19 protein-coding genes are annotated in these 19,181 nt (G+C 61.5%); 9 read left to right on the top strand and 10 right to left on the bottom strand.

What is annotated here, in order from left to right; genetic code table 11:
* Nucleotides 1–3 precede the first annotated feature (3 nt).
* Entirely contained in the window at nucleotides 4–1,545 is a 1,542-nt protein-coding gene (locus CE491_RS20860; RefSeq protein WP_110950236.1) for a class I adenylate-forming enzyme family protein, read from the bottom strand.
* 2 nt (nucleotides 1,546–1,547) lie between these two features.
* A complete protein-coding gene (locus CE491_RS20855) occupies nucleotides 1,548–2,726 on the bottom strand; it encodes a thiolase domain-containing protein (protein WP_110950235.1) in 1,179 nt (392 codons plus the stop codon).
* A 146-nt stretch (nucleotides 2,727–2,872) separates the two neighbouring features.
* Between CE491_RS20855 and CE491_RS20850 the strand changes: the two genes are divergently transcribed.
* Nucleotides 2,873–3,445: a PAS and helix-turn-helix domain-containing protein gene (locus tag CE491_RS20850; RefSeq protein WP_110950234.1), complete on the top strand. Its 573-nt coding sequence runs from the start codon at nucleotides 2,873–2,875 to the stop codon at nucleotides 3,443–3,445.
* A 96-nt stretch (nucleotides 3,446–3,541) separates the two neighbouring features.
* Here CE491_RS20850 and CE491_RS20845 read toward each other — a convergent pair whose 3' ends face one another.
* The 5 genes from CE491_RS20845 to CE491_RS30360 all read right to left on the bottom strand — a co-directional run bounded on the left by CE491_RS20845 (nucleotide 3,542) and on the right by CE491_RS30360 (nucleotide 8,154).
* The gene (locus CE491_RS20845) at nucleotides 3,542–5,473 is read right to left on the bottom strand and encodes a hybrid sensor histidine kinase/response regulator (protein ID WP_110950233.1); all 1,932 of its coding nucleotides are present in this window, start codon (nucleotides 5,471–5,473) and stop codon (nucleotides 3,542–3,544) included.
* Nucleotides 5,474–5,558: 85 nt separating this feature from the next.
* Nucleotides 5,559–5,927, bottom strand: a complete 369-nt coding sequence (locus CE491_RS20840; protein WP_110950232.1) for a response regulator — start codon at nucleotides 5,925–5,927, stop codon at nucleotides 5,559–5,561.
* A 51-nt stretch (nucleotides 5,928–5,978) separates the two neighbouring features.
* Nucleotides 5,979–7,400 carry an ATPase domain-containing protein gene (locus tag CE491_RS20835; protein ID WP_110950231.1) on the bottom strand — a complete coding sequence of 474 codons (1,422 nt, stop codon included), beginning with the start codon at nucleotides 7,398–7,400 and terminating at the stop codon, nucleotides 5,979–5,981.
* A gap of 137 nt (nucleotides 7,401–7,537) precedes the next feature.
* Nucleotides 7,538–7,720 carry a hypothetical protein gene (locus CE491_RS20830; RefSeq protein ID WP_110950230.1) on the bottom strand — a complete coding sequence of 61 codons (183 nt, stop codon included), beginning with the start codon at nucleotides 7,718–7,720 and terminating at the stop codon, nucleotides 7,538–7,540.
* A 68-nt stretch (nucleotides 7,721–7,788) separates the two neighbouring features.
* Nucleotides 7,789–8,154, bottom strand: coding sequence for a hypothetical protein (locus tag CE491_RS30360; protein ID WP_199885197.1), 366 nt, complete (start codon nucleotides 8,152–8,154; stop codon nucleotides 7,789–7,791).
* 66 nt (nucleotides 8,155–8,220) lie between these two features.
* On the opposite strand from CE491_RS30360, the gene CE491_RS20825 reads away from it, so the two are divergent.
* The 8 genes from CE491_RS20825 to CE491_RS20790 all read left to right on the top strand — a co-directional run bounded on the left by CE491_RS20825 (nucleotide 8,221) and on the right by CE491_RS20790 (nucleotide 14,932).
* On the top strand, nucleotides 8,221–9,096 hold the full coding sequence (locus CE491_RS20825) for a MurR/RpiR family transcriptional regulator (protein WP_110950403.1): 876 nt from the start codon (nucleotides 8,221–8,223) through the stop codon (nucleotides 9,094–9,096).
* An 80-nt stretch (nucleotides 9,097–9,176) separates the two neighbouring features.
* On the top strand, nucleotides 9,177–9,971 hold the full coding sequence (locus CE491_RS20820) for a transporter substrate-binding domain-containing protein (protein WP_199885205.1): 795 nt from the start codon (nucleotides 9,177–9,179) through the stop codon (nucleotides 9,969–9,971).
* Nucleotides 9,972–9,973: 2 nt separating this feature from the next.
* Nucleotides 9,974–11,362, top strand: a complete 1,389-nt coding sequence (locus CE491_RS20815; protein ID WP_110950228.1) for an MmgE/PrpD family protein — start codon at nucleotides 9,974–9,976, stop codon at nucleotides 11,360–11,362.
* Nucleotides 11,359–12,015, top strand: a complete 657-nt coding sequence (locus tag CE491_RS20810) for an amino acid ABC transporter permease (protein ID WP_110950227.1) — start codon at nucleotides 11,359–11,361, stop codon at nucleotides 12,013–12,015. The genes CE491_RS20815 and CE491_RS20810 overlap by 4 nt, the downstream gene beginning before the upstream one ends.
* A 9-nt stretch (nucleotides 12,016–12,024) precedes the next feature.
* Nucleotides 12,025–12,669 carry an amino acid ABC transporter permease gene (locus tag CE491_RS20805; RefSeq protein WP_110950226.1) on the top strand — a complete coding sequence of 215 codons (645 nt, stop codon included), beginning with the start codon at nucleotides 12,025–12,027 and terminating at the stop codon, nucleotides 12,667–12,669.
* Between the two features lie 12 nt (nucleotides 12,670–12,681).
* Entirely contained in the window at nucleotides 12,682–13,449 is a 768-nt protein-coding gene (locus tag CE491_RS20800; protein WP_110950225.1) for an amino acid ABC transporter ATP-binding protein, read from the top strand.
* A gap of 37 nt (nucleotides 13,450–13,486) precedes the next feature.
* On the top strand, nucleotides 13,487–14,452 hold the full coding sequence (locus CE491_RS20795) for an agmatinase (RefSeq protein ID WP_110950224.1): 966 nt from the start codon (nucleotides 13,487–13,489) through the stop codon (nucleotides 14,450–14,452).
* Nucleotides 14,453–14,521: 69 nt separating this feature from the next.
* Nucleotides 14,522–14,932, top strand: coding sequence for a RidA family protein (locus CE491_RS20790; protein WP_110950223.1), 411 nt, complete (start codon nucleotides 14,522–14,524; stop codon nucleotides 14,930–14,932).
* A gap of 233 nt (nucleotides 14,933–15,165) precedes the next feature.
* On the opposite strand, the gene CE491_RS20785 is transcribed toward CE491_RS20790, so the two are convergent.
* From CE491_RS20785 to CE491_RS20775, 3 genes are all read right to left on the bottom strand, one after another.
* Nucleotides 15,166–16,455: a sensor histidine kinase gene (locus CE491_RS20785; RefSeq protein ID WP_110950222.1), complete on the bottom strand. Its 1,290-nt coding sequence runs from the start codon at nucleotides 16,453–16,455 to the stop codon at nucleotides 15,166–15,168.
* Nucleotides 16,456–16,594: 139 nt separating this feature from the next.
* Nucleotides 16,595–17,809 carry an MFS transporter gene (locus CE491_RS20780; RefSeq protein ID WP_110950221.1) on the bottom strand — a complete coding sequence of 405 codons (1,215 nt, stop codon included), beginning with the start codon at nucleotides 17,807–17,809 and terminating at the stop codon, nucleotides 16,595–16,597.
* Nucleotides 17,810–18,059: 250 nt separating this feature from the next.
* The gene (locus CE491_RS20775) at nucleotides 18,060–18,836 is read right to left on the bottom strand and encodes an alpha/beta hydrolase (RefSeq protein WP_110950220.1); all 777 of its coding nucleotides are present in this window, start codon (nucleotides 18,834–18,836) and stop codon (nucleotides 18,060–18,062) included.
* Nucleotides 18,837–19,181: the final 345 nt, after the last annotated feature.

Here is a 19,181-nt window from a genome sequence, read left to right as displayed (position 1 = left end):
TTTTCACGCAGTTGCTGTGCTGCGCTCCTTTAGCCACGTTCGCAGATCGGTCTTGAGCACCTTGCCGTAGCTGTTCTTGGGAAGCTCGGCGCAGAACACGTACTTTTTCGGTTTCTTGAAGGAGGCCATGCGCGAAACGAACCAGCTGTTCAGGGCGTTCTGATCCACGGTGCTTTCTTCCCGCGCCACCACGAACGCCACCACCGACTCACCCCACTCCGCATCGGCTTCACCGACCACACAGACTTCGAATACCCCAGGATGGGTGGCGAGGACTTCTTCGACTTCACGGGGGTACACATTGCTGCCCCCTGAAATGATCACGTCCTTGGAGCGATCGGTCAGGGTCAGGCAGCCGTCCGGGTCCAGATAGCCGATGTCGCCGGTGAACAACCAGCCATCGACCAGCGTTTCGCGAGTCGCTGCGTCGTTGCGCCAGTAACCTTGCATCACCGTTGCCCCGCGCACGGCGATCTCTCCGGCCTGGCCTGTGGGGACGGTCTGTCGCTGGGCATCGACCACTTTGATTTCCACGCAGGATTGCGCCATGCCCACCGACGCGACCAGACGCTCCCACTGCGGGCTTTGGCGGTCGGCGATGGCGGCGCGCCCCAGGGCGGTGACGGTCATCGGGCTCTCACCCTGACCGTAGATCTGGATCAGACGCGCCCCGAACACCTCCACGGCCTCGCGCAGATCGGCGACGTACATCGGCGCGCCGCCATAGATCACACTCTTGAGGCCCTCGCCGGAATAACCCTGGCGCCGGGCTTCTTCGACCATGCGCTTGACCATCGTCGGCGCGGCGAACAGCGAAACCTGCTTGAGACCACGGGCCAGCTCGAACAGCTCGGCCGCCTTGAACCCGCGAGAGTCGGGCACCACATGCCGCGCGCCACACCGCACGTGGATGAAGTTGTACAACCCGGCGCCATGGGACATCGGCGCGGCATAGACCACGGCATCCTCAGCGTTGACCTGATCGACGTCCAGCGGGTAACACAGCGACATGGCCATCAGGTTGCCGTGAGACAACATCACGCCCTTGGAGCGCCCGGTGGTGCCAGAGGTGTAGAACAGCCAGGCCAGGTCACCGGCGCTACGCGACAGCGGATCGGCCAGTTCGCGCGAATCGGCCTGCAGGGACGCCGAAGCGAAGTCGCCGAACGCCGCCAGCTCAAGGCATTCTTCGGGCAGTTCACCGGGGGGGAACACCTGCCCGTCATCGGTGAAGATCAAGCGCGCCTGGGCGTTCTCGACGATCCAGCCGGCCTCACTGGCGTGCAGCTTACAGTTGATCGGCACTGCCACCGCGCCGATCCACCAGATCGCATAGAACAGCTCCAGGTATTCGCAGCAGTTCTTCATGAACAACCCGACACGGTCGCCTGCCTCAACGCCGTGCACCGCCCTGAGCTGCGCGGCTCGAAGCCTGGCACGCCGGGCAAATCCTGCGTAGTCGGCCACTTCCACCTCGCCCCGGAACAACGCCGGACGCTCGGGCCAGCGGCGCGCCGCTTCATTCAGCCAATTGGCGATATTCATCCTCAAGCCCTCCGCGCTTGCAATACGGTGGCGTAGTTGGCGACGGCCATGCCGCCCATGTTGAACAGCAGGCCAAATTCGGCGTCAGGCGCAGCAACCCCAATGGGATCGCCGGTCAGTTGATGAAACGCCAATGCGTGCATCGAAACCCCGGTTGCGCCCACTGGGTGCCCCTTGGCCTTGAGCCCGCCCGAGAGATTCACTGGCAGACGCCCCCCCGCTTGCACGATGCCTTCGTCCACCGCGCGATGACCTTCGCCTCTGGGCGTGAGTCCCATGGCCTCGTAAATCAGCAATTCGGCGATGGTGAAACAGTCATGCACCTCGGCAAAATCGATATCGGCCAGAGTCGTGCCTGCCTTGCGCAACGCCGTGACGATCGCCCGCTGCGGGCCTTCGAACGCCAGGATGTCGCGCTGGACGATAGGCAGCACATCGTTGACCTGACTGGTGCCGCGGATCTGCACTTCCCGGCGAAACTGCCGGGCGCGTTTCGACGAGGCAAGGACGATCGCCGCCGCGCCATCGCTGATCAGCGAACAGTCATTCAAGCGCAAGGGTGCAGCGATCAACGGGTTGCTCTCTGACACGGCGTTGCAATGCTCGAACGTCATCGCCTTGTGCATCTGCGCCAAGGGGTTGCTCATCGCATTGGCGTGATTCTTCGCGGCAATGGCGGCCATGGTTGATAAGGGACTCTGGTAGCGCTCCTGATACTGCCCGGCGGCAAGGCCGAATAATTGCGGAAAGCTCAAGCTGGCCTCTTCCGGGTCATTCTGATAACCGGCACCGGCCAGCGCCTTGGTCACCTGGGCCGTGGAGTTGGAAGTCATCTTTTCCGCCCCGACCACCAACACCAGCTCGGCAGCCCCGGAGAGGATCGCGTTGATGCCTGCCTGCACCGCGGCCGAACCGGAGGCACAGGCGTTTTCGCAGCGAGTCGCGGGTTTGAAGCGCAGGGCCGGGTCGGCCTGGAGTACCAGCGAGGCGGGAAAGCCATCGGCGACCAGCCCCGAATTGAAATGCCCGAGGAAGATCGCGTCGATCTCGGCGGCGTCAATCGCGGCATCCTGCAGCGCCTGGCGAGTGACCTGCACGATCAGGTCCTCAAGCGTCGTCTCGCTCAGGCGCCCAAACTGCGTGTGGCCGGCAGCGACGATGGATACGGAGTCATTGGCCATTTTTGTTTTCTCCTTATGAACAGGCGTTCCTTACAATGGCCCACGACAAACCACGCTCGCCAGTTCGTATAACTACGTATATGGATGAGTAGTCGGACCGGCCGATACTGGTCGCACCCAAAACAAGAAAACAGCGAGACAGGACGATGAAGGACGAATCGGATCAGCTACAGGATCTGGAGCGACTTGCGTTCCAGGTATCCCCGGCACCTCAGGTGATCACTGGCAATCGTCGAATGCTGGACTTCAATGACGCCTTCCTCGAGCTGTTCGGATATGACCGTGAAGACCTCGCCGAACAGTTGATCCTCAAACTCTACCCCTCGCAGGCGGACTATCAGGCCATTGGCGAGCGCAGCCTGAGCTGGTTGCGCAACGCCCACAACGGTGCCTATTGCGATGAGCGTTTCATGCAGCACCGCAGTGGCGAAGTGTTCTGGGCCCGCGCCAACGGTTATACGCTCACGCCCGAGCAACCCTTTGAGCTGATGGTCTGGCATTTCGAGCGCATGGACCGTGCATTCCGTCCGACCGTCAACCTGACCCCAAGGGAGCGCGAGATTTCCGCGCACATCGTCAACGGCCTTACGTGCAAGGAAGTGGCGCGCAAGCTCTGCATTTCCCATCGCACGGTCGAAGTGCACCGCGCCCGGCTGATGAAAAAACTGCAGGCCAGAAACAGTGCTGATCTGGTGTCCAAGATCATCGTGCTGCGTTAGTCGCGTCAGGCAGGAGTTCTGTTTGCCAATTCATTCGCGATGCGTCGCCCCGGACGACTCCGCACCTCATCTGAAAATGGATCACGAATCCATTGATCAGGATCCGATCAACGCCATTGCCCGTTCCAGTTCCGTCTGGTTGAACGGCTTGGGCAGTCGGGGCAGGCGCAGGGTGGCGAAGGATGGCGCGTCGGTAAAGCCCGACGAGATGATGATCGGCAGTGCCGGGCGCAGACGCGCTATATGTTTGGCCAACTCGGAGCCGGACATGCTCGGCATGGCGTAATCGGTGATGACCAGATCGAAATCGTTGTGCTCACGAATCAGGGCCAGGGCTTCGTCGCCGTCGCAGGCGGCCTGCGCTCGGTGGCCCAGATCCTCGATCATGGCCCGGGTGCTGAGCAGCACCAGCGGATCGTCGTCAACGATCAGTACCTTGAGCTGTCTCGGCTTGACGGATGCGGCACAACCCTGTTCTTCACCGGACATTGAGCGCTCGGCCACCGCCGTCGATATCGGCAGCCACAGCTCCGCGGTCGTGCCCTGGCCAGGCTCACTCTTGAGCACCAGCTTGCCGCCGGACTGTTCCGCCAGCCCATGAATCATCGACAGGCCCAACCCTGTGCCCTTGCCCAGGCCCTTGGTGGTGAAGAACGGCTCCATCGCCCGCTGCAAGGTGGCCTCGTCCATTCCGCTGCCCGCATCCGTGACCGAGATGCAGATAAATTTCTCCTGCTCCGAGGCCACGCCGGAACGCGAGAACAACGCTTCTTTGGCCGAAACCACGATGTTGCCGCCCTCCGGCATGGCGTCCCGGGCATTGATCATCAGGTTCATGATCGCCATTTCCACCTGTCCGGCGTCGACGAACACCTGGCGCAGCATCAAGGGGAAACGGGTCTCCACGGTAATATTGGAACCCAGCGAGCTACCCAGTAGTTCGGACATGCCCCTGATCAACAGGCCGACATCGACCGGTTGCGGGTCCAACTCCTGACGGCGGGCGAAGGCCAGCATGCGCTGGGTCAAGGACGAGCCGCGATGAGCGGCAGCGATGGCATTGTCCAGCAGGGAAGCCGTTTTCGAGTCCCCGACCATGCGTTTTTTGACGATGCCCAGGCTGCCGAGAATCACCGTCAACAGGTTGTTGAAGTCGTGGGCGATGCCGCCAGTGAGCTGCCCGATGGATTCCATTTTCTGCGATTGGTACAGCGCTTCCCTTGCCTCTTTCAGCGCCGCCTGGGCCTGGACCGAATCGGTCACGTCCCGGGTGATCTTTGCAAACCCGATGATGTCGCCTGCGTTGTCGCGGATCGGGTCGATGACCACGTGCACCAGGAATCGTGATCCGTCCTTGCGCACTCGCCAGCCCTGGCCTTCGAAGCGCCCTTCTCGCTCGGCGACTTCCAGCGCCCGCTGCGGCACTCCGGCTTCGGCATCGGCCGCTTCGAAGAACAGGGAGAAATGCTGACCGATGATTTCGTCGGGCGTATAGCCCTTGATTCGCTGCGCGCCGGCGTTCCAGGTGGTGATGATGCCAGCGGGGTCGAGCATGTACAGGGCATAGTCGGTCACCCCCTGCACCAACAGGCTGAACTGCTGCTCGCTGCGGCGCAGGGCTTCCTGCGCCATGCGACGCTCAGTCAGGTCGCGGGTGACTTTGGCGAAGCCGATGAGCGTGCCGTCGCTGGCGTGTATGGGGTCGATGACCACCAGCGCCCAGAACCGCGTGCCATCCTTTCGGACCCGCCAGCTTTCGCCTTCGAAGCGCCCCATGGTAGCGGCCATTTCCAGGGCCTTGGCAGGCAATCCCGCCCGGCGATCTTCTTCGGTATAGAAAAGCGAAAATGAACGACCGAGGATTTCCGCTTCCTCGTATTGCTTGATCCGCCGCGCACCGGAGTTCCAGCTGCAAATGATGCCAGTGGTGTCGAGCATGTAGATGGCATAGTCAATAACCGCGTCGACCAGCAACCGGTAGCGGTCTTCCTGGGAGAGCAATCCTGATGGTGGTGCGGGTTGCTGCATGATTTGCCTCGAGCCGAAGAAGGTGGCGTTCGCGCATTATGAACCGATGAGGATCACAGGCTTCGGCTAATTTGCCCCAGGGCCTTCATGTGTCGTCAGGTTTGAGCAAGGATTTGACCTTCGACACCACCGCGTGGATATCGAACGGCTTGTCGAACACCTGCACGAACAGATCCGGGCGCGCCATGCCCAGATGTGCCTGGGCGCCGCTCATCAGCATGATCGGCACCCCTTGCATCGATCGGTGAGCCCGCACCGCTTCGGCGAATTCAATGCCGTTCATGCCTGGCATCATGTAATCGGTGATGATCAACTGCGGCTTTTCCCGATCGAGAATGCTTAATGCGCGCTTGCCGCTGCCTGCGGTCACGGTCAGGTAACCCTCGTCCTCGAGCGCGAAGCTCAGTACGTCGGCGATCAGGTATTCGTCGTCGACAATCAATATCGTGGTCATAACGCCCTCGGTCCGCTCGACCAGCCAGGAGCGAGATCGCGACCGCGAGCATTACACGTGGTTGGTATCGCCAAGGGCATGGAAGTGAACCTTTTTTACGTCAAGACCCTGATCACCGAAAACGATCTCCAGTAATGCTGGATTGTAGGGGTTGTCCCTGACTTTAAGAATGGACAGCTGGCGTTTAAGTTCAGCCGGTTCCTCAACGAAACGCAGCACCAGAAGATTGTCGACGATGCCCGACAGATCGGGCGCTGGGGCGTCGATTTCGCCACCTAACAAACTGCGCACTTCCCAGGACGCTATGACGGTGACATTACGTGCGCGCAACTCGCTCATCAACGCGGTGTACAGGTCCAGCATGCGTGTCTTGTCGGCCGCGGCACGGGACATGCCGCCCAGGCTGTCGAGGAACACCCGCTTGATGGACTTCTCTTCGACGACTCGCAACAAATTGAGCGCCAACTTGTCGACCAGCTCGGTGGTGCTGGAATTCCACATGATCGACAGCGCGCCTTCTTGCTCCAGTCTGGCTAGATCCACCCCCAGCGCCGCGGCTTTCATGCGCAGGCGTTGCGGCGATTCATAGAAGCCGAAATGCAGTCCGGGTTCCTCGACGGTCGATTGGCCAAGAAAGCCAATGCCGATCGAGGTCTTGCCAGCGCCCGACGGCCCCATCAACAGCGTGACCGAAGACGCCACCAGCCCGCCGCCGATCAACGGGTCCAGCCCCGTGAGCCCGCTGGGGATCAGGCTGCACTGATCGCTGTCGCGCATCGCCGAGTGGGTGACCGTGCTCTCCAGACGCGGATAGACCACCAGCCCGTCTTCAGTGATTTCACACTCGTGGGAACCGGGAATCGCGCCGCTGCCACGGGTCTTGCGCATCTTGATTCGGCGAATTGATTTGGTACCGACCAGCTCTTCGCCCAGTTCGATCACGCCATCGACCATGGTGTGCTCAGGGCTGCCGTCGTCCAGTTGCGAACTGGTCAGGAAAAACACTGTGCAACCGGCAAACGCGGCGTGGCCCTGCAATTCGGAAATGAAACGCTTGGTGTTGAGCGGCGAATCCGCCCTGGAGCGGGCGTTGAGCAGTCCGTCGAGAATCATCACGGTGGATTTCTGCCGGACGATCTCACGACGCAGCAGCTTGACCACTTCGTCCAGGCCGTCGTTTTCCATGGTGTCGAAGGCACTGACGAACTGGATCTGATCGCCGATCTTGTCCTTGTCGAAAAAACTCAACGTCGACAGGAACTGGAACAGACGCTCATGGGGCTCGGCCAGCAACGTGGCGAACAGCACGCGTCCGCCGTCGCGGGCGTGATTGAAGCCGATCTGGTTCGCCAGAATGGTTTTGCCGGAGCCCGGGCGCCCCTGAATGATGTAAGAAGACCCGGCGACAAACCCGCCCTTCAGCAGCTCATCCAGTCCTTGAATTCCGCTCTGAAGGCGTTTTAGCTGATTCAATGTGCTTCCTCCGCCAGTGATCGTCAGCGGTGCGAATGATGCGCACGACGAAACGCCCATTCTTGCGGTTTTGACGCCGCTTTCCAAGAACAATCATCCTGGCTGGCGAACACTTGCGGTGTAAGCCTGAATCGGCTTCAGGGTTTTGGCGCTTGCCCGGCGTCCGTCTGCTCTTCGACGCAGCCCTCGGTCTCGGCTTTCGATTGCTCGCTGCGACGTTCCGGGTCGTCCGGTTTGATCGGCGCTGAAAGCGGGTACTCGGGGGTGTCATCCAGGTGGTTGGCGCGATCCGGAACGACCGCAGGAGTTTTGCTGCTCATGGCTACTGGCTCTGTGTGGTGAATGCAGTGGTTTGAGTGCGCCGAGCGAGGGACGTGCGTTTTTTGAATCAGCCGTTCGCGCAGTCAAGCTCCGCCAGGCACTGTTCAAAACAGTCAGCCCCTCGTTCAACACCGCAAGCTCGATGGCCAGCGGTGCCCCGCTTTCTGTTTATAAAGCGCGACAAAAGGAAAGCCATGCTCAAACCTCCGCAAAGGACGGATCTCGCACCGACCGGGTGCGGCGCACCCACTTGATGCACGTCTTGCCCGCGCATTTCAGCGACCACACAGGCAACTGAGGTATCCGTTGTCGTCACAGCTGAATCATTTCCGACAATTTTTGAATCATTCCAATCGAAATCGCCGCGTCCGTTCGCCGCCTGTTCCCTCGTGCGGCGAATGACCACGCCCATGAAATGAATCAGTTGAATCATTTCGAAATTTTTTGGCACAAGCGTTGCAATTTCACCTGCAACTTCCGCTTTCAGGTGATACGCCGGATGGACCGCGATCTGCTATGCACCCAGCTCAAACAACAGTTCGAGAGCTTTCCTCGGCAGGAGCGCGCAGCTGCCAGTTTCATTCTGGACAACCCCCACGAAATTGCCGTGATGTCGATGCGCGACATTGCCCGGCTGGCCAATGTGCCGCCCTCGACCATGACCCGTCTGGCCAAGCGCATGGGCATGACCGGCTACGACCAGTTGCGTGAGCTGTTCATCGACTCCCTGCGCGGCCAGAACAGCGCTTACGGCTCTCGCGCTCACGATCTGGTGGAGCTCAAGCAGCGGGTGGGCGAGCAGCGGGTGATTCAGGACATGGCCAACAACGCCATCGAGCAGATCCAGTCGATGTGCAGCAACGACAACCTGCGCGCCATCTCCCGCGCCGTCGCCCTGCTCGCCGGCGCGCGACAGGTCTACTGCCTGGGCATGCGCTCATCGTTCGGCGTGGCCTTCCAGTTCTCCCACGTGGCGTCCTACTTCGCGAAGAACGTCAGGCTGGTCGAAGGCGCTGGCGAAAGCGGTGTCATGTCGATCATCAACCAGACCACCCCCAAGGATGTCGCGCTGGTGTGCAGCCTGCCGCGTTATTCGCGCCGGCTGATCACCCTGACCAACTATCTGCATCAGCAGGGTGTGCGCATCATCACCATCACCGACAGCCTGACCTCGCCCACCGCGCGGCTCGCAGCAGAAAGCATCATCGTGAAAAACCAGACCCCGTCGTTCTACGACACCATCGTCCCGGCCATGCTGGTCAGCGAGATGCTGGTGGCGTTGATGTCGGCCGCCTCAACCAGGGACGTAGAAGCCTCGGTCACCCTCACCGAAGAAAAACTGCTTGCCCTCGGCGAGTGGTGGGACCTGGGCTGAGCTTTTTTCAGTCCCTGCCCGTTTTTGATCTGTTTCGAACCCTCATCTACCGGAGCGTCCTGATGAAAGCCAGACTGTGCATGCCACTGAGCAAATCCCTTCTCACCGCGAGCCTGTTCGCAGGGCTCAGCGCCCTGTTCTGCTCCACCTTGACCCAGGCTGGTGAGGCGCTGGACCACATCCTCAAAAGCAAGGAGCTGCGCGTCGCCGTGCCCGTGGATTACCCGCCCTACGGCTATGTCGGGCCGGACATGGTGCCCCAAGGGCTGGACATCGATGTCGCCAATCTGATGGCCAAACAGCTGGGCGTGAAGCTGCAACTGGTGCCGGTGACCGCGCCCAACCGTGTGGCCTACATCCAGTCCGGCAAGGCGGACTTCACCATTTCGTCGCTGGGCAAAACCCCTGAGCGCGAGAAGGTCATCGACTACAGCATCGCCTACTCGCCGTTCTTCGATGCGGTGTTCGGCAAGTCGGAGCTGCCAGTCAAGTCGATGGCCGACATGGCGGGCAAAACCGTTTCCGTGACCCGCGGCTCGATGCAGGATCGCGAACTGACCGACATGGCACCCGAGGCAATCACCAAACGCTTCGAAGACAACAACAGCAGTATTTCGGCCTTCCTGTCCGGACAAACGCAGATGGTCGCCATCGGCACGACCGTGGCAGCCGCTCTCAAACAGAAGAATCCGAACATGGACATCACGCTCAAGGTCGTGCTGTCCAACGCGCCCAACTACATCGGCATGAACAAGGACGAGCCTGAGTTGCGCAACAAGGTCAACGAGATCATTCGTCAGGCCAAGGCTGACGGCACGCTGGATGCGATCTCGCAGAAATGGCTGGGCGCCCCGGCTGGCGAGCTTCCAGAGTAACCATGAGCGACTTCACTCCCTCATTGGTCACTCTGGCGCGCTGGAGTTCGGCCTTGCAGCTGGCGGACATCCCGCCAGCGGTACGGGCCGCTGCCAGACGTTGCCTGATCGACACCTTGGGCGTAGCGCTGGCCGGCAGTCGCAGCGCAGTGGCTGAGCAGGCGCGGACCGTCGCAGGTCTGTGTGCTGCGAAGGGCCATTCGGCGGTGTTCGGTCAACGCGATTCTCTGGCGGCGCCAGCCGCGGCCTTCGTCAATGCCACCGCAGCCCATGCGCTGGATTTTGACGACAACTGCTATCCCGGATTCGTCCACGGCTCGGCGCTGATCATGCCCGCCGCGCTGGCGGTGGCGCAGATGCGCGATCTCAGCGGCGCGCAGTTGCTCGCGGCGTTCGTCGCCGGCGCCGAATGCGAGTACGCGCTGGCCAAGGCGCTGAGCCGACAGATCTACGACCGCGGCTGGTGGACCACCGGGGTACTCGGCGTCGTCGGCGCCTGCGCAGCGGCCAGTCATGCGCTGGGCCTGAACGCAGACCAGACCGCTGCCGCGCTGGCCATCGCCATCACGGGAACCGGCGGCATGAAGGCCGGCTTCGGCAGCGACGCCAAGATGCTCCTGGCCGGGCGTAGCAGCGAGGCCGGCGTGGTCGCCGCGTTGTTGGCCAGCCACGGTAGCAGCGGTCCATTGGCGGTGGTCGAGCATGAGAAGGGTCTGGCGGCAATGTTCAACGACGGCCTGCTCATGCCGCTGCCCAAGCTTGGCAGCGTCTGGAGCCTGATCGAGCCGGGCGTGGACATCAAGCGCGTGCCGGTCTGCCTGTCCTCCCATGCAGCCATCGATGCCCTGCGCGAGATGCTGGAACCAGGCGAGATCAGGGTTTCCGACATCGGCAAGATCATCTGCGACGTGCCACCGATCGTGATCCAGAACCTGATCCACGACGCACCCATCACCCGTCAGCAGGCGCAATTCAGCATGCCGTTCGCCCTGGCCTGTACCGCATTGCTGGGCGACATCACCCTCGCCTCACTCGACCCTGGCGTGCTTGCCCGCCCCGACCTGCGGCAACTCATGGGGCGGGTCCGCATGGGCAGCAGCGAGCGTTGGCAATCGGCCCTGCTCGACACCGCCCCCGAGGGCGCCTGGGTCAGGGTCTTGCGCCACGATGGCAGCAGCGTCGAGCGCTTCTGCGCCATGCCGCTGGGCGCTGCTTCACGCCCGCTGTCAGCCGAACAGCTGCACGACAAGTTCATGCATTGCAGCGGTGATGCGTTGGGCGACATCCGTGCGCAGCGGCTTTTCGATGACCTCCTGCGTCTGGAACAACTTCCCGAGGTGCGGCGACTGCTCGCACCCGAAGCGCTCACAGTGGAAACGATTGAATCATGACCCTCGATTTTTCCGTGGCACTCAAGCAATGGCCGCTGCTGCTCGACGGCCTGCTGCTGACGGTATTTCTCACCCTGCTGGCGGCGGTTTTCGGCACTGTGCTGGGGATTGCCTGCGGCGTCATTCGCAGCAAAGGCCCGCGGTGGGCGCGCTGGCTGATCGGTGCCTACGTGGAGTTGATCCGCAACACCCCGTTCATCATCCAGCTGTTCTTTATCTTTTTCGGCCTGCCGGGTCTGGGGCTGAAGATGACCGCGTTGACCGCCGCGATTCTGGCCAACGTGGTCAACCTCGGCGCCTACGTCAGCGAGATCGCCCGCTCCGGCATCGAGGCCACGCCCAATGGGCAGATCGAAGCCGCAGAGAGCCTAGCCCTGGATCGCTGGCAGATTTTCACCCGGGTGATTCTGCCTCCCGCCCTCAAACGCGTGTGGCCGGCACTGGTCGGGCAGATGGTCATCATCATGCTCGGCTCGGCGGTGTGCAGTCAGATCTCGGCCGAAGAGCTGTCCTACGCGGCCAATCAGATCGCCAGCAATTCGTTTCGCAACTTCGAGACTTACATCGTCGTCGCGGCGTTGTACCTGCTGCTCTCCATCGCCCTGCGCCGCCTGCTGAACTGGGTCGGCCCGCATTTCATCTTCGGTCGCTGAGGTCCAGCCATGTACGAGTTCACCTTGTGGGACATCGCGCGCAACCTGCTGCTGGCGGCGCGCTGGACCGTCGGCCTGTCGTTGATCGCCTTCATTGGCGGCGGGCTGGTAGGCGGCGGGCTGGTGGTATTGCGCCTGACCGGCACGCGCACCCTGCGGCGTCTGATCATGCTCTATGTGCAGCTGTTCCAGGGTACGCCTCTGCTGCTGCAGCTGTTTCTGGTGTATTTCGGCCTGTCGATGTTCGGCATCGAGACGACCGCGCTGGTGGCCGCGTCGATTTGCCTGACCCTTTACGCCAGCGCCTACCTCAGCGAAATCTGGCGCGGCAGCGTCGAGTCCATCGACCGCGGCCAATGGGAAGCAGCCAGCAGCCTGGCCCTGAGTTTCGGCGAGCAGCTGCGCCACGTCATCCTGCCGCAGGCGCTACGCGCCGCAATTGCCCCGACCGTGGGCTTCATGGTGCAGGTGGTCAAGGCCACCGCACTGACCTCAGTCATCGGCTTCGTCGAAATGACCCGCGCCGGGCAAATCATCACCAACGCGACGTTCCAGCCGTTCTTCATCTACGGCTCGGTGGCGCTGATGTATTTCGCCCTGTGCTTTCCGCTGTCGCTGTACAGCCGTCGCCTTGAACACAAACTTCGCCGATAAGGGGCTCGCCACATGACTCCATCACCTCACAACGATATTCCGGCGGCCTTCGCGCTGGTCGACATTCGCGGCCTGCGCAAGCGCTTCGGCGACAACGAAGTGCTCAAGGGTGTGGACCTGCAGATCGCGCGCAAGGAAGTGGTATGCATCATCGGCAAGAGCGGTTCAGGCAAGAGCACCCTGCTGCGTTGCCTCAACGGCCTGGAGCCGTTGCAGGAAGGGTCGGTCAGTGTCGATGGCCAACCGATCCGCCCGGACAATCGCCAGGCCCTGCGCGAGCTGCGACAGAACGTCGGCATGATCTTTCAGGGCTTCAATCTGTTCCCCCATCTCACGGCCGGACAGAACGTCATGCTCGCGCCCCGGTTGGTGCAGAAAACCTCGGGCGCCGATGCCGAACGTCACGCGCGCAAGCTGCTGGCCCGAGTTGGCCTGGCGGAGCGCTTTGACTACTACCCCGATCAGCTTTCCGGCGGCCAGCAACAGCGTGTGGCGATTGCTCGCTCGCTGGCGATGAACCCGCAAGTGCTGCTCTGCGACGAGATCACTTCGGCGCTGGACCCCGAACTGGTAGGCGAAGTGCTGCAGGTGGTCGAGGGCCTGGCTGCCGAGGGCATGACGTTGATCATGGTCACCCATGAGATGGCGTTCGCCAGGCGCGTCAGCGATCGGGTGATCTTCATGCATCAGGGCCAGGTCCACGAATCCGGTCCACCTCAAGCACTTTTCGATAACCCGCAGACCATCGAGCTGCGGCGCTTTCTTTCTCTGGATCACTGACCGCTGCCCGCGGACCTTACTCACTCAGGAGACACCCATGGATTTCCCGTTGACCGTTGCTCCCTCGAAAAAGCATCAGAGCTTTCTGTGGTCGCCCATCTGCACCGACCTCGATCAGCTCGACGCACACGTCGCCATCCTCGGCATCCCGTTCGGCAAGGCCTACGTCGCCGAGCACATCAGCAACGACCAGAGCAAGGCGCCGGACGCCATCCGCGCCATGAGCGACCGGATATGCCGCGCCCTGCACCATTACGACTTCGACGTGGGCGGACCGATCTACGATAACCGCGCGTTGAAAGTGGTCGACTGCGGCAACGTGCCCGCCGACCCCACCGACCTGAACAGCACTAGCCTGCGAGCCGAACAGGCGGTGCGCAAGATCCTCGATGCCGGTGCGCTGCCGGTGATCCTGGGCGGCGATCACAGCATTCCGATCCCGGTGCTGCGCGCCTACGAAGGTCGCGGCCCGATCACCCTGATCCATATCGATGCGCACCTGGACTGGCGCGACGAAATCAACGGCGTTCGTGACGGTCTGTCCAGCCCTATCCGCCGTGCATCGGAAATGGAACACATCGGCGAGATTTTCCAGATCGGCCTGCGCGCCCAGGGCAGCGGACGGCCTGCGGATTTCCAGGCCGCGGTGGATTACGGCGCGCACCTGATCACCGCTTATGACGTGCACGAGAACGGCATGTCTTCGGTGCTCGACAAGATCCCCGACGGCGGCAACTTCTACCTGACCATCGACGCTGACGGCCTCGATCCTTCGATCATGCCTGGCGTGGCGGGTCCGGCGTTGGGTGGCATCACCTATGTGCAGATTCGCCAACTGATCCACGGCCTGGTGAAAAAGGGCAAGGTGGTCGGCATGGACATCGTCGAAATCACCCCGGCCATCGACGTCAACAACCTCAGTTGCATCACTGCCGGACGGCTGATCGTCAACCTGATCGGTGCCGCAGTACGTGCCGATTACTTCGACGCACCGCCGCTGTAAACGCCCTCTCCTGTTCCCGAACTCCGCCACGGATGGCGCTCGTCTTCCTCAGATATTCAGGTCAGAAAAATGCCGACTCATACCCGCATCCGCATGTTCAATACCAAGGACACCTACCCCAACCAGTCGCTGGACAACGACCTCTGCCAAGCCGTTCGCGCCGGCAACACCGTGTACGTGCGCGGCCAGCTGGGCACGGATTTCGACGGCAATCTGGTAGGCCTCGGCGATGCCCGCGCCCAGGCGGAACAGGCCATGAAAAACGTCAAGCAGCTGCTCGAGGAAGCTGGAAGCCAGCTGCAGGACATCGTCAAGATCACGATTTACCTGATCGACCCGCGCTATCGCGAAGAGGTTTATCGCGAGGTCGGAAAATGGCTCAAAGGCGTATTTCCGATTTCCACGGGATTGGTGGTGGCGGCGTTGGGGCAGCCGCAATGGTTGATGGAGATCGATGTGATTGCCGTCGTTGCTGATTGATCCGCCGGCCTGCGGAGGCGGCCGTACGACGCCTGGTCGGTGTTCGGCCGCTACAGGGTGATGTGCCCGCAAGATTGCCGTCGCCGCCGGGCAGCGATACGAATCCCGCGGCGCATGGCGTCGACCTCCGGCCGTAGCGCGCAGGAGCTCGGCTTGCCAGCGATCTTCCAGGCAACGGTACTGAGTCGGACATCTGGTAGCCAAAGGCCGACTCGAACCTTCAGTGACGACCTTCAAACCGACAGCTGTCCCGGCGCCTCAAGCACGACGGTAAAACAGCAACCGGCCGGCTCCCGGCTGCTCAGCGTCACGGTCCATTGCTGGTTGCCACAGATGCGCTGGACCAAGGACAGCCCCAGCCCCAATCCTTCCCCGCGTTGTTCATCGCCGCGCACGAACGGCTGGAACATCGCCTGCTGCTTCTCCAGCGGGATGCCGATGCCGGTGTCCTCGACGCTGAAACCATGGCGGTTGAGGGCCAGGCGGATGAAACCCTGGTCGGTGTAGTGCCAGGCATTGCGCAGCAGATTCCCCATGACCGAGCGCAGCAAGGCCGTGTTGTACAGGCCTTCGGCGTCTGCGCAGGACTCGAAGATGAAGGTCAGACCTTTCTCTTCGATTGCCGGACGCCAGATCTCGATCAGCTCCTCGGCGATTTGCAGAAGGCTGGCGCGTTGACCCGAAGGAGCATTCTTGCCCTCGGTCCGCGCCAGCAACAGAAACGTTTCGACCAGCTGATTCATGCCTGCCGTTGCCTTGCTGATGCGCTGCACCTGCGTGCGCGAGCGGTCGTCCAGACGCGGATATTCCAGCAGCAGCTCGCAGGAGGTCGCCAAGACCATCAACGGCGTGCGCAATTCGTGGCTGACGTCACTGGTAAACAGCTTCTCGCGACCCAATGCCGCACGCAGGCGGCCGAGGGTCTCGTCGAACGAACGCGCCAAAGCGCCCACCTCGTCTTGCGCGTAATCATTGGCCAGCACTGGCGCCAGCTCAAGCAACTGGTCGCGATGGCGGACCTGTCCCGCCAGCCGCGAGACCGGGGCCATGACCCGGGACGCCAACAGCCGGCCCAGCAGAATGGCCAGCAGCACACTCAAGATGAACCCGATCAGCACCACGCCGAACAGAATGCGCTCGCGCTTCTCGAATTTGCGCTGATCGCGCAGCAGCACGTAACGACGATCTCCGACCGTCTCGACCATCGCGTAGTAGGCTCTCTTACCGCGGAAGAACTCCTGAAAACCCGGTTTCAGATTTTTCAAGTCCTCGGCCATCGCCACATCGCCAGTGCCGTCATCGGCATAGAACAGCTCATCCTTCTCCGGACGATGGCGCCAGTCTTCGATGCGGTCCTGGGTGAGTTGTCGATGCAGGTTGCCGCCCAGGCTGATAATGGTGAGTCGAGTCTCGACCAGGTGCACGGTGGCGATGATGCCGACCGCAAATACACCGGCGACCAGGGTGCTCATCAAGGCGAAGACAATCACAATCCGTTGCTTCAGGCTGTGTTTGATATCCATGGGGTTCCGTGGGTAACGATACTCGGGTCAAGGGGCTGTGCGCCGCCGAGGCCGATTATCCGGATGCCATGTCATGGTTTTGTCAAAGCCGCGATGCCGACGGGCATAAATTCATCGAAACGCCGTTTTGCCGAGCCTCTCAGCGCTTGAGTGGGCGCATGACCAACATCACCAGGGCGCACGCTGCCATCAATACGCAGGTGGCGATGAACACGACGGGCATGCCGAAATGCCCACCCAGATAGCCCCCGGTCAAAGGCCCAAGCACTTGCCCGACGTATTGGCTGGAGGTCGAATAGCCCAACATGCGCCCAGCGACGATGTCCGGCACCGAATGGCGGATGATCGCCGCGATGCACGGCAACAGGCCGCCCAGGGCGATGCCCATCAGAAACCGCAGCGCCACCAATTGCCATTCGTTGGTCACGAAGGCTTGAGGAACCAGCGTGATGGCCGCAGCGGTGAGACAGCCCATCACCACTTTCCAGTGCCCGATGCGGTCCGCCAGCTTGCCGATGCGCGACGCCGACAGCACGCTCGCCAAAGCGGTGGCCGACATGACCAGACCGGCCATCATCGTCACGTTGGCGGTGTGCAGCTGAGTCAGGTAAACCGTGATGATCGGCTCGATGGACATGATCGAGAACATCACCAGACAGGCCACCACGAACATGGTGATCACCGGTTTCTTGTCCGGGATCACGTCCCATGGTCGCACCGCCACGGGCCTGGAGTCTCCTGCCGCGCGCTTGGGGCGCGGCGCTTCCTTCATCAGGAACAACGTCGCAAGAAAGGTCAGGAAGATAACCCCACCCGCCAGAAAGAACGTATTGCGGATGCCTATCAGCGGTGGCAATAGCCCACCGATCAACGGCCCCGTGAGGTTCCCGGCCATGATGCCCGAGGACAGCATGCCCAGCGCCCAGCCGGAACGCTCTTTAGGCGTCTGGGTTGCGACCAGAATCGTCGCGCCGGAGGCATAACCGCCGAGCAACCCGGCCAACAGCCGCAGGCCCACCAGTTGGTAGATGTCCTGCGCCAGGCCGATCAGCGACATCGCAATCGCCATGCCGAGGCTTGCGCGGATCAGCATCAGCTTGCGCCCGTAACGATCCCCAAGCCGCCCCCACAACGGTGCGGTGAATGCCGCCGAGAGAAAGGTCGCGCCGAACGCTACGCCGGACCACTGCACGATGGCCGCTTGGTCCGTGACACCCAGGTGCTCGACGTACAGCGGCAGGAACGGCAGCAGCAAGGTCATGGCGACGATGGTGGTGAACGCACCGAAAACGCAGACCGTGAGGTTGCGTTTCCAGTGTTCCTCAACGGCGGCGGAAGTCTGCAGGACGGTCATCTTGATTCCGTGTTTGTGGCTTATCCGCACACGGTAGAGCGTTGATCTCCATAAATAAAATTCATGTTTTTCATAGCATGGATTCCATGAAGGAATGCGAGCCAGACCCCGGGAATTCAACTTCAACCTGGCGGCCGCAGCGACGTGGCTGTGCGCCGGTGGCGATCCTGCAAACGCCACCGACGGCAAGCCCTGCTCCTACGGGTTTGTTGCGCCAGTCAGCCCGTGCAATGTCCGAACAGGTGTCGGATTACTGGCCGTCCAGCGCGTGCTGCGCAGCCTGCTCGATCAGGGCGGCGACTTCTTTGGGATGCGACTCATAAACCGCGTGACTCGCGCCGTCGATCTCGATGGTGTGGGCCTTGGCGCGCTTGGCGTACATGCGCTCCAGATCCGGGTTGATGATTCGATCAGACTTGGCCACTGCATACCAACTTGGCTTGGTCTTCCACGCAGCCACGGTCGCTGGAGTGGTGAACACCGCGGCCGAGGTCAGGGCTTGCGCGTTGGCCTCGAATTCAGCTTGAGCCTTGGGCAGGTCTGCGGCGAAATCCGCCGGATAGAACGCGGGATCCAGGTACAGGAAGCCATCGTCGGTCTTCTTTATCGCTTTGGTGGCGTTCGGATAAAGCTTGCCATTGGCCGCTTCGGTCTCACCCACATCCAGAGCGTGGGCGGCGATGTACACCAGCCCCGCGACATGGGTGTCCTCGCCAGCATTGGAAATCACCGCACCACCGTAGCTATGCCCTACCAGAATGGTCGGCCCGTCCTGCATCGCCAGAATGCGTTTGACCGCGGTTACGTCGTCGTTGAAGGAGGTCAACGGGTGCGCGGCCACAGACACGTGGTAGCCGTCCTTGACCAGAATGTCGTAGACCGGCTTCCAACCCGCGCCATTAACGAAAGCGCCGTGAACCAGGACGATGTTGTGAACAGAGGCCGCCGGGGCGGCATGAGCGATGCCGACAGTGCCAAGGGCGAGCGCGGCGCCGACGAGTGCGGAGCGAATTTTGCGGGTATACATGAGCGATGATCTCGAGCTGGGAGAAGGTGTGAACGCATTCGCGTCCCGTGCAGTACATAGGCAAGACGCGCCCGCTCGGGGTTTATTCCGGATGCCTCTACAAATAAATCACGAATCCGGCACTTCAATGTCGTTTGCGCTGAAATACAGAGAAAACAGACAACACTCTCTTACTGGAATCAACACAATAAGCCTGGCCCTCGTTATCATCATTGATGATGACGCTTATCGACAGAGAGTATTTCAGTCAAGGTCCCTTGATTATCTAGGTTTTGTACGAAAAGTCGGTGCGGGTAGATTGCCGCCATGATTGGCTGGAGGCCCGCATGGCAAAGCGTTACGAAC

The organism is Pseudomonas bohemica (genome assembly GCF_002934685.1).
In the GTDB taxonomy this organism is placed as follows: Bacteria; Pseudomonadota; Gammaproteobacteria; order Pseudomonadales; family Pseudomonadaceae; genus Aquipseudomonas; species Aquipseudomonas bohemica.
Note: the sequence above shows the minus strand (reverse complement) of the source record. Positions and strands in the feature narration are given on the sequence as shown.

Excerpts from the sequence above, each read along its gene's own strand:
- CE491_RS20805 (WP_110950226.1), top strand. The coding sequence starts at position 12,025 with ATGTACGAGTTCACCTTGTGGGACATCGCGCGCAACCTGCTGCTGGCG.
- CE491_RS20830 (WP_110950230.1), bottom strand. The coding sequence starts at position 7,720 with ATGAGCAGCAAAACTCCTGCGGTCGTTCCGGATCGCGCCAACCACCTG.
- CE491_RS20800 (WP_110950225.1), top strand. The coding sequence starts at position 12,682 with ATGACTCCATCACCTCACAACGATATTCCGGCGGCCTTCGCGCTGGTC.
- CE491_RS20840 (WP_110950232.1), bottom strand. The coding sequence starts at position 5,927 with ATGACCACGATATTGATTGTCGACGACGAATACCTGATCGCCGACGTA.
- CE491_RS20825 (WP_110950403.1), top strand. The coding sequence starts at position 8,221 with ATGGACCGCGATCTGCTATGCACCCAGCTCAAACAACAGTTCGAGAGC.
- CE491_RS20855 (WP_110950235.1), bottom strand. The coding sequence starts at position 2,726 with ATGGCCAATGACTCCGTATCCATCGTCGCTGCCGGCCACACGCAGTTT.
- CE491_RS20820 (WP_199885205.1), top strand. The coding sequence starts at position 9,177 with ATGCCACTGAGCAAATCCCTTCTCACCGCGAGCCTGTTCGCAGGGCTC.
- CE491_RS20790 (WP_110950223.1), top strand. The coding sequence starts at position 14,522 with ATGCCGACTCATACCCGCATCCGCATGTTCAATACCAAGGACACCTAC.
- CE491_RS20845 (WP_110950233.1), bottom strand. The coding sequence starts at position 5,473 with ATGCAGCAACCCGCACCACCATCAGGATTGCTCTCCCAGGAAGACCGC.
- CE491_RS20815 (WP_110950228.1), top strand. The coding sequence starts at position 9,974 with ATGAGCGACTTCACTCCCTCATTGGTCACTCTGGCGCGCTGGAGTTCG.
- CE491_RS20780 (WP_110950221.1), bottom strand. The coding sequence starts at position 17,809 with ATGACCGTCCTGCAGACTTCCGCCGCCGTTGAGGAACACTGGAAACGC.
- CE491_RS20795 (WP_110950224.1), top strand. The coding sequence starts at position 13,487 with ATGGATTTCCCGTTGACCGTTGCTCCCTCGAAAAAGCATCAGAGCTTT.
- CE491_RS20860 (WP_110950236.1), bottom strand. The coding sequence starts at position 1,545 with ATGAATATCGCCAATTGGCTGAATGAAGCGGCGCGCCGCTGGCCCGAG.
- CE491_RS20850 (WP_110950234.1), top strand. The coding sequence starts at position 2,873 with ATGAAGGACGAATCGGATCAGCTACAGGATCTGGAGCGACTTGCGTTC.
- CE491_RS20785 (WP_110950222.1), bottom strand. The coding sequence starts at position 16,455 with ATGGATATCAAACACAGCCTGAAGCAACGGATTGTGATTGTCTTCGCC.
- CE491_RS30360 (WP_199885197.1), bottom strand. The coding sequence starts at position 8,154 with ATGATTCAACTGATTCATTTCATGGGCGTGGTCATTCGCCGCACGAGG.
- CE491_RS20810 (WP_110950227.1), top strand. The coding sequence starts at position 11,359 with ATGACCCTCGATTTTTCCGTGGCACTCAAGCAATGGCCGCTGCTGCTC.
- CE491_RS20775 (WP_110950220.1), bottom strand. The coding sequence starts at position 18,836 with ATGTATACCCGCAAAATTCGCTCCGCACTCGTCGGCGCCGCGCTCGCC.